Genomic DNA, 17,398 nt, shown 5'->3' with positions numbered 1-17,398 from the left:
CGCGGGCATGGGAAGGCGCCGACCCGACGCTACCCGAAGTACATTTGTACCGAACGAATCTGAAATGTAACTGAAAAGTTACCTCATATTCGAATAGAGACTTCGAACTAGGGGCGGTTGGAGGGCCATCGAAGGGTTAACGAACAACGACCCCATCCGAGAAATCGGATGGGGTCGCAGCAGGCTTGGTCGCGCGCGAAAAAGTTAGCCTTCCAGCAGTGCGTCGACGAATGCCTCGGGGTCGAAGGGAGCCAGATCGTCCGGGCCCTCGCCGAGACCGACCAGCTTGACCGGAACGCCGAGCTGACGCTGAATGGCCACCACGATGCCGCCCTTGGCGGTGCCGTCCAACTTGGTCAGCACGATGCCGGTGACGTTAACGACCTCGGAGAACACCTTGGCCTGGCTCAGGCCGTTCTGGCCGGTCGTGGCGTCGAGCACCAGCAGGACCTCATCCACGGAGGCCTTCTTCTCGACCACACGCTTGATCTTGCCCAGCTCGTCCATCAGGCCGACCTTGTTCTGCAGGCGCCCGGCGGTGTCGATCATGACGATGTCGACCTCTTGGTCAATACCGGCGGTAACCGCCTCGAAAGCCACGGAGGCCGGGTCGGCCCCATCGATATCCGACTTGACGGTCGGTACGCCCACCCGGTCACCCCAGGTGGCCAGCTGTTCGGCGGCGGCGGCACGGAAGGTATCGGCCGCGCCCAGGAGCACGTCCTTGTCCTCGGCCACCAGCACACGGGCCATCTTGCCGATGGTGGTGGTTTTGCCCACGCCGTTCACGCCAACGACCATGATGATGCTCGGGCGGTCCGGGTGCGGGGCCGGGATGTGGTTACGATCCATGCTCGGGTCGACCAGCTTGAGCAGTTCCTCGCGCAGCATGGCCTTAACGCGTTGCGGGTCGCGGCTACCTTCGATCTTGACGCGCTCACGCAGCGCGTCGACCAGTTCCATGGTCGGTTCGGTGCCCAGATCCGCCAGCAACAGGGTCTCTTCGATTTCGTCCCAGACGTCCTCGTCGATCTTGTCCTGGCTCAGCAGTGCCAGCAGGCCCTTGGAGAAGACGTTGGTGGACTTGGTCAGGCGGGCGCGCAGGCGCGCCAAACGGCCATCGACCGGCTCCGGGGTTTCCAGCACGCTGGCCGGTTCCTCGACCGTTTCGGCCGGAACCGGGGCCGGTTCACGCAGCGTCGGCGCTAGATCCGCATCGACCTCGTCTTCCGGTTCGGCCACCGCAACCGGTGCACTGGGCTGGTCATCGGCGTCGCGTTCGGTGGTGTACGGAGTCTTTGGCTTACGGCCCTTGGCAACGAAGGCAAAGATACCAATGCCGAGCAGCGCCAAGACCGCAACAATGATAATGGGAATTAATAACTGTTCGGTCATCACTGGTAAATGGTCTCACAGACTAGACTTACCGTGGCAGTTGAGCCGCGCAACAAACAAGATAGGAAGCCACGCATCTCGTGATGACATCCGCCGCCGAAAGACAGCGCACCCGTGAACCGATCCCCCGCGAAATTCAGGTGTTGATCGTCGCCGCATTCATCATCGCCTTGGGCTTCGGTCTGATTGCCCCGATCCTGCCGCAGTATGCGGTCAGTTTTGATGTGGGGGCGGCGGCCGCCAGCGTCATCGTGAGCATCTTTGCCTTCACCCGCCTGATCTTCGCCCCGGTGGCCGGTACGCTCACGGCGCGCTTGGGTGAACCCAAGGTCTATGTCTCCGGAGTGAGCCTGGTGGCGCTGTCCACCTTGCTGTGTGCCGCCGTACAGGACTACACCCAGTTGCTCATCGCGCGTGGTCTCGGCGGCTTCGGATCGACCATGTTTACCATTTCGGCCATGGCGCTGATCGCCCGGCTGGCCCCCGACAACGCTCGCGGGCGCATTTCCGGGTACTACGCCGGGGCCTTCCTGCTAGGCAATGTCACCGGCCCGGTGCTCGGGACGTTGCTGGCCCCCTTTGGCATGCGGCTGCCCTTCTTGATTTACGGCATCGCGCTGATCATGGCCGCGGCCGTGGTCTATGTCATGCTGGCCCGCCGCCGTGAACCGCTACCTGAGGCCGAAGGAACGACGACGGAGCCGGTGGCCGTCGAGGTGATTACGACCCGTGAGGCTCTCTCCTCGGGCACCTACCGTGCCGCGTTGGCCTCCGGTTTCAGTTACGGCTGGCTGGCCTTCGGAATCCGCACCTCCATGGTGCCGCTGTTCGCACTGGCGGTCTTCGGCGAAGATCTGGGCCCGAAGGTCGCCGGCATCTCCTTGTCGGTGTTCGCGCTGGGTAACGGTGCGGCGCTGCTCTTCTCGGGTCGGTTGACCGACAGGATCGGCCGTCGCACCCCGGTGATCGTGGGCATGCTGATCCTGCTGGCCGGCATCGTGGCCATGGGCTACTTCACCTCGCTCCCGTGGTTCATCGCACTGTCGATCTTGGCGGGCTTCGGTGGCGGCATCCTCGGCCCGGCCCAGCAGGCCGCGGTCGCCGACGTGATTGGTGCCGGACGCAACGGCGGCAAGGCGTTGGCCGGATTCCAGATGTTCACCGACCTCGGGGCGATTATCGGCCCGCTGATCGCCGGAGCCATGGCCGATGCGCTCAGCTACCAGGTGGCACTCAGCGCCTCCGGCGCGGTCTGCCTTATTGGCGTGGTGGCTTGGCTATTAGTCCCCGCGCGTCCGGTGCCCGCGCAGAAGGCGTGACGCGCTGAGGGCAGGCCTTCGGCCTTGTCTGGGAAGATCCTGAGATTAGACTGGCCAGATAAGTCATTCGCACCTCGCCGAGGAGATCACCCATGCCCTTTCCCCCACCCCGCATGTCTCGGGCCGTGGCGGTACTGCTTTCCGCGACACTCTTGTGCGCCCCGCTGGCAGCGCCGGCTCAGGCCACCGGCACGGAAACACCGGACCCCGAACATTCGCAAAACCTGCTCGAGCGCTTCGGAGACCTGAACGGTTTACCCGCCAACAAGCGCGTTGATTTGGCACGGGACGCGGCCAGCGAGCTGGGTCTGGAGCACCTCGACGCACAACTTGGCCAAGGCGCTCGGCGCATCGCCGAGAATGGCGACCCGACGGTGCCGACCGTCGCCGAGTTGGAGGTCTTGGGACAGCAGGTGGCTCAGGCGACTCAGCAGTCGCCGCTGAGTGCTCCGGGGAACGCGGCCTCCTTCGACGAGTTGCGTACGTGGCGGCCGCCCGGTGTGCTAGGCATTGACGTCTCCCGCCATCAGGGGCAGGTGGACTGGTCCTATGCGAAGAACAAGGGCGTGCGCTTCAGCTACGCCAAGGCCACCCAGTCGTGGCCCGATGGGCTCTACAAAGACCCTAACTTCACGCAGAACTACACCGGGGCAGCCGCAGCGGGCCTCTTGCGCGGTGCCTACCACTTCGCGCTGCCCGCCCATTCCTCCGGCGCCGCGCAGGCCAAGGAATTCCTCGCCAATGGCGGTGGTTGGAGCGCCGATGGCAAAACCCTCCCACCGCTCCTGGATATCGAGTGGAACCCGTACTCAGCCACCAGCTACCCGCAGGGGCGCGGCGATGTTTGCTATGGCATGACCCCTGCCGAGCTGGTCGCCTGGATCAAGGACTTCGGTTCCACCATTAAGTCGGCCACCGGACGGTTGCCGATGATTTACACCGCCCAGTCGTGGTGGGATCAGTGCACCGGTGATTCCACGGCCTTCGCCTCGTGGCCACTGCATGTCTCGCTCTACCCCACCGCCGCAGTACCTAAGAATCCGCGCGAACTGCCCGAGGGATGGAAGTCCTTCAACATGTGGCAGTACACCTCAAATTCAGATCTGATCGGATCGAACCGCTACGTCGATGCCAATGTCTGGAATGGCGATCTAACCTCGCTGAAGGACTTCGCGCGAAACACTCGCTCGACACCGTACCGGATGGTCACCGACTATCTGGGGAACGCCGATGTGTGGCCGACCCGCTTGGAACCGGTCCGGCTCTACGGCAAGACCCTGTATGACACTCCAGTGGAAATTTCCCGGCGGATGTTCCCCTCCGGGGCGAAGACCGTGGTGATCGCCTCCGGGGAACGCTTCGAGGACGCGCTCGTTGGCTCCCCGCTGGCCACCTCGCACCAGGCACCACTGTTGCTCACCAAGAAGCATTCGGTTCCCGCGGGCCTAGCCACCGAACTGAAGCGGCTGAATCCGAAGCAGATCATCGTCCTTGGCGGCCCGCTCACCATCGCGGATTCGACGATTAGCACGCTGAAAAACTATGGCTCTGTCACCCGTTTCTGGGGCAATACCCTCTACGACACGAGTTCAAAGATCGCCGCTCGGTGGTCGTCATCGAAGTCCGTGTTCGTAGCGACCGGCGAACGTTTCGAGGACGCCATGTCGCTGGCGGCCGTTGCGGCGAAGCAGAAGTCCCCAATGGTGCTGACCAAGCAGAAGTCGTTGCCTGCCACCACCGCGCAGCAGCTGAAGCGGTTGAACCCCTCCACCGTGTACTTGGCCGGTGGTCCGCTGGCTATTTCGCAGGCGGCCGAGCAGCAGATCCGTGCTGCCGTGCCCGGGGCCAAGGTCGTGCGCTATGGCGGACGTACGCTCTATGACACCTCGGCCCTGATCGCCACGACCTTCTGGCCCAAGGGAGCCCAGCGCCAGTTCATTGCCACCGGCGCACGATTCCCCGACGGGCTGACCGGCGCGGTGGCCGCCGCCTATAACGGTGCACCCATGTTGCTGACGAAGAAGAATTGCCTGCCGCCGGCCACGGCCAAGGCGCTGACCTCCATGCAGGGATGGACCAACGTTATGCTCGGTGGCCCGCTTGTGCTCGATGAGACGGTAGCTTATCGCTCCGACGGTCGACTCAATACCTGTTCCTAATCCAGCCCAGAATGCGGGGCGTCATCAATTCGTTGATGACGCCCCGCATTCGCTTTAAGGACAAGGATTCAGTACGTCATCGCCAGTGACCGGCGCCGGGTAATACTCTTCACAGCACCGGCTTCGAGTGGCAAGAAAATATCTAAGGCATAGTGCGATAGATTACGAGAACTAGGTTTCGGCGCAACGATGGAGGAAAAGTGCCAAACGGTATCAGCAGGCTGCTCAACAAGGTCTTCAACGTCAAGGTCACCAACTCCACACCGATCGAGGTGACCGTGCGTTCCTTCGATGAGAAGCATGCAAATCTGGACAAGGTGCTCAAGCAAATCCATTCGGAACTTCGCAACTACCGGCGTGAAATTGAAACCATCCGGTTCGCCACCACCCGCGAGGTGATGAACGATGTCGGCGCGTTCCATCGGGCCCAGGTCAGTTCGCAACTTGAGTCGCTCACGCGGCTCGCCCAGTCGCAGGCCTCGTTGGCTCGATTCGGCGACGGCGAATTCAGGATGATGCTACGCCCGGATTTCAATCTGCGATTCCAAACGAATTCGGAGGCGCTGCGCGATGATCTGCGCCGCACCTTTACCTCCACCGACGAAAATCTGCTAGTCGGTTTCCCGCAGTTGTTCCGCGACGCGCATTGGAGCGGGGTCTACCAGGAGTTGTGGGATGAGTTGCGTCAGCTGCTGACCGAGGACCAACGGTTCGTCAATGCGCATATCACCCGGCCCCAGACCTTCAGCCTCCTGGGACAGCAGGCCGTCGATCTCTGGCGTAGCATCTGGGACGGTAAGAAGGTTTCCATCGTCACCGGCGAGGGTTCACGCTTTGAGTTGGTGCCGGCGCTCTTCGACAATCTCGCCGGCAGCGAGTTCATTTATTCGCAGGCCACGAACGCATACTCCGACCTTGAGCGGCTCCATCAGCTGTCCTTGAAGGCCGACTCGGATTTGGTCCTCATTGCGCTGGGACCCGCCGGTAGCGTTTTAGCCCATAGGCTCGCTGCTTCTGGTAAGCGAGCCCTAGACATCGGGCACCTACCCAATTCGTATCTCAACGTTTTTGAGGGCGCCGGTCGTCCCGAAAGCGTGCCGGTGGTGCGCCGTGCCGGAGGAACGAGCTCCTAGGTCGCGTAACTACGCGTCGACGCGCTCCATCTTCTGGCTGATAACTGTCGAAACACCGTCACCTTGCATGGTGACACCATAGAGCGCGTCGGCTACCTCCATGGTCTTTTTCTGGTGGGTGATCACGATCAGCTGCGAGGACTCGCGTAGTTCCTCGAAGATGGTGATCAGGCGCCCTAGGTTAATATCGTCGAGCGCGGCCTCGACCTCGTCCATCACATAGAAGGGCGAGGGTCGGGCCTTGAAGATCGCCACGAGCAAGGCCACTGCGGTCAGTGAACGTTCTCCACCGGAGAGCAGGGAGAGCCGTTTGATCTTCTTGCCCGCCGGACGCGCCTCCACCTCGATACCGGTGGTGAGCATATGTTCGGGGTCGGTGAGCACCAGTTGGCCCTCGCCGCCGGGAAAGAGCCGGTCGAAGATCCGTTTGAACTGTACTGCGGTGTCCTCGTAGGCCTGTGTGAACACCATTTCCACGTGAGCATCCACGTCCTTGATGATCTGCTCCAAGTCGGCCCGTGACTTTCGCAGGTCATCCAGCTGTCCGGAGAGGTATTTGTGGCGGTCCTCAAGAGCCGCGAACTCTTCGAGGGCCAGCGGGTTGACCTTGCCCAGCGCGGCCAGATCGCGTTCGGCCTTCTTCAAGCGTTTTTCCTGCTCGCTGCGGTCGAAGGGAATGGTGCCGATGGGGTTTCCGTCTTCGTCCACATCTTGGCGCAGTTCGGCCCACTTATCTTCCGGGTCCACCGAGGCCGGAATCAGCCGGTCGGGACCAAAGTTCTCGATCAGATAGTCGGGGGTATACCCCAGCTCCTCCAGGGATTTGGTCTCAAGATTCTCAATACGGACCCGAAGTTCGGCGCGGGCCATTTCATCGCGATGCACCGCATCTTGCAGCGCGGCTAGGTCCGTGGCCAGTTTCTCGCTCTCGCCACGTTCGGAGCGGAGCATTTCTTCCACAGTGCGTTTACGAGCGCTGAGTTCCTCGCGCTCGTTACCGGCAATCCCCAGTGAGGCTTCGACAAATTCCAGGATCCTGCGCGCCTGCTCCTCGATGCGGCGCGCGGCCTCGGCCTTGGCCTTGCGTTCATTGGCCTGGCGCTGGGCACTGTCGCGGTGCTGTCGTTCGGCCTGGGCGGTACGGCGCAAACCGTCGACTCGCCCGCGCAGGTTGCTGACCCGCTCCTCGCTACTGCGTAATGCCAGCCGGGCTTCGAGCTCCTGCTGACGTGCCGAGGCTGCGGCGTCGGCCAACGCGGCGCGGGTCGCCTCATCCACCGAATCGTCATCGTGGTCTTCCGAGGCAATTTCCATGCGCTCGGTAATCTCTTCCAGCGACTCCCGTTCGATCTCGACCTGTTCGAGCGCAGCGGCAAGCTTCGCCTCGAGCTCGCGCTTGCTGGCGGTGGCCCCGCGTAGCTTCTGGCCCAGAGTGGCGAGGTAGTTGGCGAGCTCTTCGATGCCGGCATCCGACTCACGCAGGGCACCGGACGCCTGTTCACGCTGAGATTCCAGCTCGGCCAGCTCCGGCGCACGCTGTGCAATACCGGCTTCAACCGCCGCCAGTTCGTCCTGCACCTCGGCCAGCTCGCCCTCGGTGGCCTCAAGCAGTGCCTGCTGGGCAATCAGCGAAGCGTCGCTGCCCTGACCGCTGACGCTGGCCACGCTGTTCACGCTGTGCCCGTCGAGGGTTGCGAAAGTCAGCTGCGGGTACGCGAGCGATAGCTCACGCGCACGGTCCGTATCTTCAACGATGTAGACACGGCCCAGCAGTGCGTGCAGCAATCCGGCGATGCTGTCATCGCAGTTCACCACGGTGGTCGCCGCAATGGCATCGATATTCTCTGCGGAAGCCTTGTGACCGTTGGCGCTACCGTGTAGCAGGTGAATATGCCGTTCGGCTTCCGCCGCGGAGCTGTCAATAATGTGCCAAGCCTCGGTGGCGCCTAGGGCCACGAGTGATTCTTCGGCCCCGCGCAGCATCGCTGCGATCACTTGTTCGTAGCCTGAGCTAACCGTAATGAGTTCCCCGAGTCGGCCATGGAGCAGGTCGGGGTGTTCTTCGAGTAGTTCGGCCGAACTGTCTTGGCGCGTGGTGGTCAGACGCAACGCCTCGCAGCGGGCGCGGAGTCCGGATAGCCGCATGGACAGTTCGCGCTCACGCGTCACGGCTTGGCGTTGTGTCTCGGCCAGCTCACGATAGCGCTCGTCCACCTGCTCGTAGGTCGCGTTGAGCTTCGGTTCGGCTTCTAGGCGCTCCTCGAGTTCGGACTGTACCTCACCGAGTGAATGCGCATCGGCAGCTAGGTCTGCATCAAAAGTGGACAGCGTGTCGCGTAGCCGCGCAATTTCGGCGGTGCTCACATCCACTCGGCTGCGAGCCGAGGCTACTTGGGCGGCAAGCCGCGCCATACCCTCGCGTCGATCGGCGGCGGCACGTAGCAACGCGGCCATGCGTTGCTGTTCGGCACGAGCGGCCTCTTCGGCGTTCTCCTTAGCCTCGATGGCCTCAGCCAAAATCTCATGGCGGTCTTCGACCGCTTCTTCAAGCTCCGCCAATTCTTCGGCCAACCGGTCGGCTTGAGCCTCAAGCCGGTCTGGATCACGGCTGGCATCGAAATGAGTCTGCGCTTCGGCCAGCAGGCGCCCACGCTCCGCAGCCAAGGCAGCCAGGGAGCGATACCGTTCGGCGATCGTGCTCAGTTTCATCCAGCTGTCATCAACCGCGGCGAGCCGCGGAGTCAGTTCCTCGAGCTGGCCGGTCAGTTCCGTCATGCGCTTCTTCGAGTGCTCGAGTCGGCCTTCGAGTTCTTGCTGGCGCGCCTGAATTTTCGATTCATCATCGATATCCTTGGCAAGCTTGTTATTCAGTGTCACCAGATCATCGGCCAGCAGTCGAGCCCGTGCATCGCGCAGGTCGATCTGGATATTTTGGGCTCGGCGCGCGATTTTCGCTTGCCGGCCCAAGGGCGCTAGTTGACGGCGCACTTCGGCATTCAGGTCTTCGAGCCGGTCGAGGTTGCCCTGCATCGCTTGGAGCTTGCGGAGGGTTTTTTCCTTGCGCCGCCGGTGCTTGAGCACCCCGGCTGCTTCTTCAATGAAACCACGGCGGTCCTCGGCGGTGGCGTGCAAAATCCGGTCGAGTTGGCCTTGGCCGACAATGACGTGCATTTCTCGGCCCAGCCCGGAATCGGACAGGAGCTCCTGGATGTCCAGCAGGCGGCAGGAGGTGCCGTTAATGGCGTACTCGGACCCACCTGCTCTAAAGAGTGTGCGGGAGATGGTGACCTCGGCGTAGTCAATGGGCAGTTGGCCATCGGTATTGTCGATGGTCAGCGATACATGGGCACGGCCCAGCGGCGCTCGCCCCGAAGTTCCGGCGAAGATGACATCTTCCATCTTGCCGCCGCGTAGCGTTTTGGCACCCTGCTCGCCCATAACCCACGCCAGCGCGTCCACCACATTCGACTTACCCGAGCCATTGGGGCCGACCACGGCGGTGACTCCGGGCTCAAATTCAAAGGTCGTTGCCGAGGCAAAAGACTTAAACCCGCGGACGGTGAGTGTCTTCAGATGCACGGTCGGACGTTCCTAAGCTTTGTGTGTCGGGCATAAATGGTCGATACAGTAGGACAGGCAGTGCCCGCTCCCGTGCATCAGTCTATCGAAGGCTCCTTCGATCCGCCGGTCGGGGCACTGTGTTTTGCCTCCAGTTTGTTGGGAAAGAAGAGTAGCGATGAGTGTGCTTGCAGAAATTGATACGTGGCCTTCAACCCACGCCGTCTCGGTAGTCGTCAATGGCGCCGGTGAGATCATTGATGCACATGGCGATACAACCAAGAGCTTTGCCCTAGCCTCGGTGACCAAACCGCTGGCGGCTTATGCCTTCCTCGTCGCGTTGGAGGAAGAGGCCATCTCCCTCGACGATCCGGCGGGTCCCGAAGGTGCGACCGTGCGACATTTATTGGCCCATACCGCCGGCTATGACTTCGACGGCACGGCCATCCGTTTCCCGGTAGGTGCCAAGCGCGGCTACTCCAACACCGGCTTCGAGGTGCTCGGAGAACACCTGCAGGCCGAAACAGGGATCAACATCGGCCAGTACGCCCAGGAGGCAGTCTTTGCACCGCTTGGCATGAACGACACGCGCATCGACGGCAGCCCCGCGAAAGACGGCATCTCCACCGGCGCCGACCTCGCTCGCTTCGCGGCCGAACTTTTGAATCCACGCTTGGTGGCCGGTGAGACGCTCTCGGCGGCAACGAGCGTCCAATTTCCCGGACTCGATGGGATCCTTCCCGGTTATGGCCGCCAGTGCCCCAATGACTGGGGTCTGGGCTTCGAATTGCGTTCGAATAAATCGCCGCACTGGACCGGGAGCACACACCCGCCGCAGACCTTCGGGCACTTTGGGCAGTCCGGAACCTTCCTCTGGGTCGATCCGGTCGACCGTTTAGCCTGCGCAACCCTGACCGATTTGAATTTCGGGCCCTGGGCTGTCGAGGCGTGGGCGCCATTTAACGATCGGGTTCTAGCTACCTACCGCGGACGCTAAGGAAAGTTCCGGTCAGTGGTTGCGCCGAGCCTCGATTAAGTGTCGTGTGGAATGTGCAATGAACGGTCCTTGTTTTTCGATGAGTTGGTGCAGCTCCCACAGGCGCTGGCGATACCGCGTTACCGAGAAGTCAGGCACCCACCAGATCACCTTGCGTAGTAGGTAGATCACCGCAGCTATGTCATGAATTTCGATGCGCAAACGAGCGGTTCGCAAATCCACGATCTCTAACCCCGCCTCATGCGCCTGAGCCGATTCAGTTTCGGGATCTCGTTGTCGACGTGCTTCGGGTTGCGGCCCGAGGAAAAATTCGATGAGCTCAAAGACACTGGCCGGACCTACATGCTGGGCCAGATAGGTTCCTCCGGGGCGCAGGACCCGGTGAATTTCTTGCCACCACACCGTGGCCGGATGCCGGCTTGTGACAAGATCGAAGGCCTGATCACCAAAAGGTAAGGGCGGCTCATCCGGATCGGCTATCACCGCCACCCCGCGCGGGTGGAGCAAGCTCGTTGCACGAGCCACATTCGGTGGCCACGATTCGGTCGCCACCGCGGTGCGCGGAAACACCGGTGCCTCAGCCAGGACTTCTCCACCTCCGGTTTGGATATCGAGTGACGCGGTGGCGTCGGCGAGCCGGTCGGCCAGCAATGTGGCATACCCCCACGCCGGCCGTTCCTCGGTCGCTCGTCCTTCAAGCCAGGAAAAGTCCCACCCCGACACATCTGCAGACTCTCCGATGGCGATCAGGTTCTCGAAGTTGCTGCCGGTCATTCATTGTCCTTTCACTGCTCGGTTACGATCTAGGAGCGACTGTCAGCTCTCACGTTGGCGGGTGCAGTTGGCCCCTTCGACCTGCCCCTCGTGTTTCTGCCAACTCGCAATATCCACAATGATCGTTCCGCCCACCTATCGGTAGCACGGAAATTTTCGTTTCTCTTGATTTATCGATCATTCTCCCATACATTAAACTCACCCGCGCCGGATCGTCGCCTGCGCCCATCGAAAGATCTCGTTTAGGAGCCAGCGGACATGGATCATTCCACACAAGAAGCTGAACCCGTGCCCGCTCGAACACCTGGGCGCACTTCGCGTGAACTGTGCCTCCGGGCTGCCATCCTCGTCTGCGCCCTAGGTATTACCGCCGCCGTACTGGCCGATCAAGCTGGCGTATTCGGGGCCAAACTCTCGGCACCCGGCACACCGCCAGGCGATCAACTGTGCGCACCCGTCGGGGCCAGCGGAACAATCATCATCGCGCAGAAGACCCTGATCAACGTAGGTACTCGCGATGCCCAGATCATTGAGGTACTCCCCGACCGAGCCAGCAACCTAGAGGTAGTCGCGTGGGGTATCGGCGCGATGCAACCAGATGGCTCGTCTGACCCCGGCGTGTTTGGCGGCACACTGACACCCGAATCGGGTGCATCACTGTCCCCCCAACACCGTGATCAAAGCAGGTGAGCAAGGCTTGGTTCAAACCGAACTCCGGCTTCCCGACGGGGCCGAGCGCGGCACCACAAACAAAATGGTCGTCAAGTACACAACCAGCGAATCAAAGCGCGTAAAGACTGCTTATACCTATGAGCGCGACACACTTGTAGCCACTGGCAGTACGGCATGTTCCACCCTTGGCGATTCGGAAGGCGACAAGTAGGGATCACATACACTCGATAAGTGCTGGCCACCCAGATGGCACACGGTCGGTATGGAATTTCTGGAAGCTTCCCCAGTCAGGTAGCCCGCTAAGGTTCACCAATCACTTGACCACTTAGATTGAGTGCAAGGTCTCGATTTCCGGCAAAACGGAGAGGCCCGAGGTGCCTGCAGGTCAGTCATCACACCCGAGGGCTCGTTCCGCAGGGATGGCCTCAACATTGATGATTACCCTAAGGTACGGATCGCACCTGCACGGCGGGGTCTTCAGGAATCTCAGACACCGCTCGACCCGGAAGTTTACCTCTCAAGCTCACTGGAACCTGTAACCAGCCCATGACGAGGTTGTGCGAATCCAGATCCGTCCAGAATCTTCGGGACACGAGAGGTGCCTTTCTTTTGGCCGACTCCACCGGAATATCTGTCATGCCTCGGGTGTGATCATGCACCCGCTCGATGCCCCTCCCGCAGTAAAGTCCAGCTGCGTTCAGACACGTCTACGGCAATAGAAACAACTCGAAGTCCAGCGGCACTCAGGAATGTCGCGCAGTTCCATTTACCAGCAGACTCGTTGTGGTCCGGGAGCGAAACTGCGCGCGAGAACGATTGCCGACTTATCGACGCATGGACGACCAATCGGAAGCGCGGAGAATGCCCCGACGTGCATTCAACTTTTGGCGTTTACCCTACCTAGGATTACTTCGACTTTCCCGATCGAGAAACCACCCGCGCTGGTACCCGCATCATATTTGATCGTAATGCCTACGCGTAGCGGCGACGTAGCGCGGCCTCGAGCACCGCCGGAGGCGCATCGTTCTTCTCGTGTGCCGCCAAGTCAGTGCCCGGGGTGACGATCTGGTCAATCGCATCAAGCACTTCTGCGTTCAGCACCGTGTCGGCGGCAGCGAGCTGCGAAGCAAGATGCTCGGGCGTACGCGGTCCAATCAAGGCGCTGGTCACTCCCGGATGGGCGGTGACAAAGCCCAGCGCAAGCTGAATGAGCGACAGCCCGAACTCCTCGGCGAGGGCAACGAGCTTCTCAACAGCGTCCATTCTCGCTTGGTTGGCAGGCACGTCCAGGTCGAAGCGTTGCGGCATGAACGCGGACCTGTTCGTGGTAACCGCGCGGTCCCGGCGTACGGCTCCAGATAGCCATCCCGAGGCTAGCGGGCTCCACGCGAGCACGCCCAGCCCATAGTCCCGTGCTGCAGGTAACACGTCACGCTCAATACCGCGTTGCAGGATGGAATAGCTGGGCTGTTCGGTGACGAACCGTCCCGAGCCGATCCGGGCGGCAGCCCATTGAGCTTGAACGATACGGTAGGCCGGGTAGGTCGACGTGCCAAAGTGGCGGATCTTCCCGGCCCGCTGGAAGTCTGTGAGTGCTTCGAGGGTTTCCTCATCGCTGGTTGCTGGATCCCACCGGTGGATCTGGAAGAGGTCAATATGATCTGCCCCCAGCCGGCGCAGGCTGTCCTCGAGCGCGGTGGTCAACCAGCGGCGCGACGCACCCTTTTGCCTGACCCCCTGCCCCATGGGCAGGCCCGCCTTGGTCGCCAGCACGACTTCCTCGCGCCGGCCTGAGATGGCTTTGCCGAGCAACTCTTCGGACTCTCCGGCGCTGTAGACGTCGGCGGTGTCGATCACGTTGACGCCAGCGTCAAGCGCCGTGCCAACAAGGACATCGACGTCAGCTTGCGTCGTGCCGCCCATCTTTCCAAAGTTCATGGTGCCCAGAGCCAAGCTACTCGCCTGGATACCAGTGTGTCCTAGTGCGCGATACTGCATAACTGTTCTCCTGTGCTCGTGTGTGGTGTGAGACAGCGCCCGTCTGGCAGAATTGAAACGGAACACCGTTCCATTAACTATACGGAACGCCGCTCCGTTTAATCAAGGAGAAATTTAATGCCCCACACCGACCAGACGGACAGCTCCGATTCGGCCAGCACTCCGCGCACACGGCGCGCAGATGCTCGCCGCAATGAGCGGACCCTACTCGAGGCTGCAGCGCGAGTATTCGCCGCCGAGGGGCTTGACGCTCCTGTGCGTCTGATCGCATCCGAGGCCGGAGTGGGTATGGGAACGATTTACCGCCACTTCCCCTCACGCGGCGAATTGGTCGCCGCTGTGTATCGCCATCAGGTCGATGCCTGCGTAGAACTTGGACAAATGCTCTTGCAGGGCAAAACGGAGCCGTTTGCAGCGTTGGTGCAGTGGGTCGACGCATTCGTGGACTTTCTCGCGACCAAGCACGGGCTGGCGAATGTCCGCACCAGTGACGAGTCAAGCAGTGGCTTGCACGAATACTTTATTGACCGGTTGGTGCCGATTTGCGACAGATTACTTGCGGTCGCGCGCGAGAATGGCGAGGTCACTGCTGAAGTCACCGGGTATGAGCTGATGCGAGGCATCGGCAACCTCTGTCTCTTCGCCGGTGATGAGGACTACTATGACGCCCGCAAACTCGCCCATCTTCTCCTAGCCGGCACCCACAAATGAATGAGCTGATAGTGACCCTGCGAATCAAGGATACGAACACCCCAAATGTGTTCTCGATATAGTTCCAGCCAACCGGCAATACAACCTACGCTCGAGGCTCGCTACAGAATATAAAGGGTCGGTACCCTATACCGTGGGAAGGCTGAATCGAAGCTCTGCACCACGCCACCCATATTCGCGGACAGGCGAGAAAGTTAACAGAACGACTCGTCGGACAAACAAGAATCGGCCATGCTTTTCCCGCATGTACGTCTCGGCAGGCTTCAGCCGACCGCCGAAGATCTACCGTACGCGGCGCGGACGCGGCTGACAGGTCGGGCAGGTGTAAGAAGAACGCCCCATAAATGGGTCGCGGCGAATGACCGAGTCCAAGCCGTTAGCGGCACAACGTGGGCAGGCTTTGCCTTCGCGCCCGTAGGCGTTCAGCGATCGCGAGAAGTAGCCGCTGGCCCCGTTGACGTTTACGTACAGCGAGTCGAAGCTCGTGCCCCCGGCCTCCAAGGCACGCCGCATCACGTCGATCAGCGCCTCGTTGAGCCTGGCCACTTCGTTGCGGCGGATGGTGGCGGTATTCCTTAGACCGGAGAGTTTGGCTTGCCACAGGGCCTCGTCGGCGTAGATGTTCCCCACGCCGGCAATTAATTCTTGATCGAGTAGCGCCCGTTTGAGTTGGGTGGTGCGTCGACGAAGCGCCCGATATAGCTGCTCGTCGTCGCGATGCGGATCGAGCACATCCCGGGAGATATGGGACGCTGCCTGCGGAATGAGCGGGTGCTCACTACCCTGCCCGCCGGGAAGTGCGTCGAGGGTTGGGACCAGGGGTGATAGGAACATGCCGCCAAAGATGCGCTGGTCGATGAAGCGCAATTCATCCGGCATCCCGGCGCGCTGCTCCAGACCGAAACGCACCTTGAGGTGTTTTTCATCCGGCGCGGTCCGCTCTTCCACCAGTAATTGCCCACTCATTCCCAGGTGAGCAACGAGGGCCGCCGAGACTTCAAGCCCGGAGAGTTCAAGCCAGAGGAATTTGCCGCGGCGCACCACCCCGGAGACGGTGCAACCGCGCAGGGTCTCTTCAAAGTCGCTCACACCATCGATATGGCGCCGCACCGACCGCGGGTCGCGGACTGTCACCGTTTCGAGGGTGCGGCCCTTGACCCACTTGTCGAGACCGGCGCGCACCACTTCAACTTCGGGAAGTTCGGGCATACAGAGTTAGGCCTCGGGGTGGGTTTCGCCGGGGTGTAGAAGCTGCCAGGTTGCCCGGGCCGCTTCCTGCTCGGCTTCCTTCTTGGAGGCACCGCGGCCAGAACCGTAGTTCTGCTCCCCCACGGTAAGCACCGCGGTGTAGGTGCGGTTATGGTCTGGTCCGTCGCCGGTGACCACGTAGGACATCTCGCCAAGCTTCTTGGCGGCTACTTCTTCTTGGATGACCGTTTTCCAGTCCGTCCAAGCGCCGATGAGCCGATGGTCGTCCAGTAGCGGCGCAATGAAGGACAGCACGAAGTCACGCGCCCGATCCATACCGTGGTTCATGTAGACGGCGCCAATGAGCGCCTCCATGGTGTCGGCCAGGATCGAGGCCTTATCGGCACCGTTGGACTGTTGCTCTCCACGGCCTAGGTAGATGTGCTCACCGACCCCAAGGTCGCGAGCCACAAGGGCCAAGGCACGCATGGAAACAATCGCGGCGCGGCGTTTGGCCAGATCACCCTCGGGCAGGTCCGGGAAACGCTGGTAGAGGTATTCGGCCACACAGAAACCCAAAATGGAGTCGCCGAGAAACTCTAGGCGCTCATTGGTGGGCACGCCGCCATTTTCGAAGGCGTAGGACCGATGGGTTAAAGCAAGACGAAGCGTCTCAGGGTCAATGCTGACCCCGAGACGCTTCGTAAGTTCTTCACTCGAAGACATGTCTTAGACGTCTGCGACCTTGCGACCCTTGTACTCAAGGAACAGCTCGGTACCGGCCGAGTCGGTGACGACCTTAGCCTGGTGCGGCAGGCTGTAGGTTACGCGACCGTTTTCAACGGTCTTCACCAGGTTCGGTGCGGTAGCCTTCCACTGAGAACGGCGGGCACGAGTATTCGCACGGGACATCTTCCGCTTTGGAACAGCCACGACTACTTCTCTTCTCTCTTGTCTGACGTTTTACTGGTTGTCGCATCCTCTGCGACAAAGTCGGCCAGCTGCGCAAGCGCTGCCCAACGGGGATCTAGGACCTCGTGGAAATGCTCAGGGTCCTCATTCAAGTCTTTTCCGCATTCGCTGCAGAGACCTAAACAATCCTCCCGGCACACTGGCTGGAACGGCAGGGCGGTAACCACTGCGTTCCTCAACACCGGCTCGACGTCGATAAAATCGTCCACGACCCAGTACTGGTCCGCCTCATCGTCATCTTCGAATTCAGCGCTGCCCTCATAATAGAAGAGCTCCTGAATATCAGCCTCGTAGTCGTATTCGATGGGGGTTAGGCATCGGCCACATTCGCCTGCGATTTCCACCGCGGCGGTGCCTGATACCAGAATCCCCTCATGTACGGCTTCGAAGCGAAGATCTAAGTCAACCTCAGATCCTCCACGAACACCGATGAGCGCGTTGCCCACATGTGCGGGTGCCGGAACCTGTTCAACCAGAGTCTTCATGGAGCCAGGCGAACGCCCGAGCTCCTTGGTCGTGAAA

General features: G+C 61.1%; 14 protein-coding genes. 6 read left to right on the top strand and 8 right to left on the bottom strand.

The window, feature by feature from the left end:
* Window positions 1-204: 204 nt before the first annotated feature.
* Window positions 205-1,395, bottom strand: coding sequence for a signal recognition particle-docking protein FtsY (gene ftsY / locus ACYU0X_RS07920; protein WP_461902791.1), 1,191 nt, complete (start codon window positions 1,393-1,395; stop codon window positions 205-207).
* Window positions 1,396-1,478: 83 nt separating this feature from the next.
* Here ftsY and ACYU0X_RS07915 point away from each other — a divergent pair, with 83 nt between their 5' ends.
* The 3 genes from ACYU0X_RS07915 to ACYU0X_RS07905 all read left to right on the top strand — a co-directional run bounded on the left by ACYU0X_RS07915 (window position 1,479) and on the right by ACYU0X_RS07905 (window position 6,006).
* On the top strand, window positions 1,479-2,714 hold the full coding sequence (locus ACYU0X_RS07915; RefSeq protein WP_461902790.1) for an MFS transporter: 1,236 nt from the start codon (window positions 1,479-1,481) through the stop codon (window positions 2,712-2,714).
* Between the two features lie 92 nt (window positions 2,715-2,806).
* Window positions 2,807-4,873 carry a cell wall-binding repeat-containing protein gene (locus tag ACYU0X_RS07910; RefSeq protein WP_461902680.1) on the top strand — a complete coding sequence of 689 codons (2,067 nt, stop codon included), beginning with the start codon at window positions 2,807-2,809 and terminating at the stop codon, window positions 4,871-4,873.
* A 200-nt stretch (window positions 4,874-5,073) separates the two neighbouring features.
* Window positions 5,074-6,006, top strand: a complete 933-nt coding sequence (locus ACYU0X_RS07905; RefSeq protein WP_461902679.1) for a GT-D fold domain-containing glycosyltransferase — start codon at window positions 5,074-5,076, stop codon at window positions 6,004-6,006.
* A 9-nt stretch (window positions 6,007-6,015) separates the two neighbouring features.
* Here ACYU0X_RS07905 and smc read toward each other — a convergent pair whose 3' ends face one another.
* The gene (gene smc, locus ACYU0X_RS07900) at window positions 6,016-9,585 is read right to left on the bottom strand and encodes a chromosome segregation protein SMC (protein WP_461902678.1); all 3,570 of its coding nucleotides are present in this window, start codon (window positions 9,583-9,585) and stop codon (window positions 6,016-6,018) included.
* 157 nt (window positions 9,586-9,742) lie between these two features.
* On the opposite strand from smc, the gene ACYU0X_RS07895 reads away from it, so the two are divergent.
* The gene (locus ACYU0X_RS07895) at window positions 9,743-10,561 is read left to right on the top strand and encodes a serine hydrolase domain-containing protein (RefSeq protein ID WP_461902677.1); all 819 of its coding nucleotides are present in this window, start codon (window positions 9,743-9,745) and stop codon (window positions 10,559-10,561) included.
* Window positions 10,562-10,573: 12 nt separating this feature from the next.
* Here ACYU0X_RS07895 and ACYU0X_RS07890 read toward each other — a convergent pair whose 3' ends face one another.
* Window positions 10,574-11,335, bottom strand: a complete 762-nt coding sequence (locus tag ACYU0X_RS07890) for a class I SAM-dependent methyltransferase (RefSeq protein WP_461902676.1) — start codon at window positions 11,333-11,335, stop codon at window positions 10,574-10,576.
* Between the two features lie 258 nt (window positions 11,336-11,593).
* On the opposite strand from ACYU0X_RS07890, the gene ACYU0X_RS07885 reads away from it, so the two are divergent.
* Complete coding sequence (locus ACYU0X_RS07885; protein WP_461902675.1) at window positions 11,594-12,025, top strand: hypothetical protein; 432 nt, start codon at window positions 11,594-11,596, stop codon at window positions 12,023-12,025.
* 954 nt (window positions 12,026-12,979) lie between these two features.
* On the opposite strand, the gene ACYU0X_RS07880 is transcribed toward ACYU0X_RS07885, so the two are convergent.
* Entirely contained in the window at window positions 12,980-14,005 is a 1,026-nt protein-coding gene (locus ACYU0X_RS07880) for an aldo/keto reductase (protein WP_461902674.1), read from the bottom strand.
* Between the two features lie 117 nt (window positions 14,006-14,122).
* Between ACYU0X_RS07880 and ACYU0X_RS07875 the strand changes: the two genes are divergently transcribed.
* Complete coding sequence (locus ACYU0X_RS07875; RefSeq protein ID WP_461902673.1) at window positions 14,123-14,716, top strand: TetR/AcrR family transcriptional regulator; 594 nt, start codon at window positions 14,123-14,125, stop codon at window positions 14,714-14,716.
* Between the two features lie 282 nt (window positions 14,717-14,998).
* Here ACYU0X_RS07875 and mutM read toward each other — a convergent pair whose 3' ends face one another.
* Genes mutM through ACYU0X_RS07855 form a run of 4 tightly spaced genes read right to left on the bottom strand, consistent with a single transcriptional unit; the run spans window position 14,999 to window position 17,361 of the window.
* Window positions 14,999-15,925, bottom strand: coding sequence for a bifunctional DNA-formamidopyrimidine glycosylase/DNA-(apurinic or apyrimidinic site) lyase (gene mutM, locus ACYU0X_RS07870; protein WP_461902672.1), 927 nt, complete (start codon window positions 15,923-15,925; stop codon window positions 14,999-15,001).
* A 6-nt stretch (window positions 15,926-15,931) separates the two neighbouring features.
* Window positions 15,932-16,630, bottom strand: coding sequence for a ribonuclease III (gene rnc / locus ACYU0X_RS07865; protein WP_418909150.1), 699 nt, complete (start codon window positions 16,628-16,630; stop codon window positions 15,932-15,934).
* A 3-nt stretch (window positions 16,631-16,633) separates the two neighbouring features.
* Window positions 16,634-16,837 carry a 50S ribosomal protein L32 gene (rpmF, locus tag ACYU0X_RS07860; RefSeq protein ID WP_013348816.1) on the bottom strand — a complete coding sequence of 68 codons (204 nt, stop codon included), beginning with the start codon at window positions 16,835-16,837 and terminating at the stop codon, window positions 16,634-16,636.
* A gap of 2 nt (window positions 16,838-16,839) precedes the next feature.
* Entirely contained in the window at window positions 16,840-17,361 is a 522-nt protein-coding gene (locus tag ACYU0X_RS07855; protein WP_309407437.1) for a YceD family protein, read from the bottom strand.
* Window positions 17,362-17,398 lie beyond the last annotated feature (37 nt).

It is taken from the genome of Glutamicibacter sp. X7, assembly GCF_054889245.1.
The sequence above is the reverse complement of the archived record's forward strand: the minus strand, read 5'-3'. Positions and strand labels throughout refer to the sequence as shown.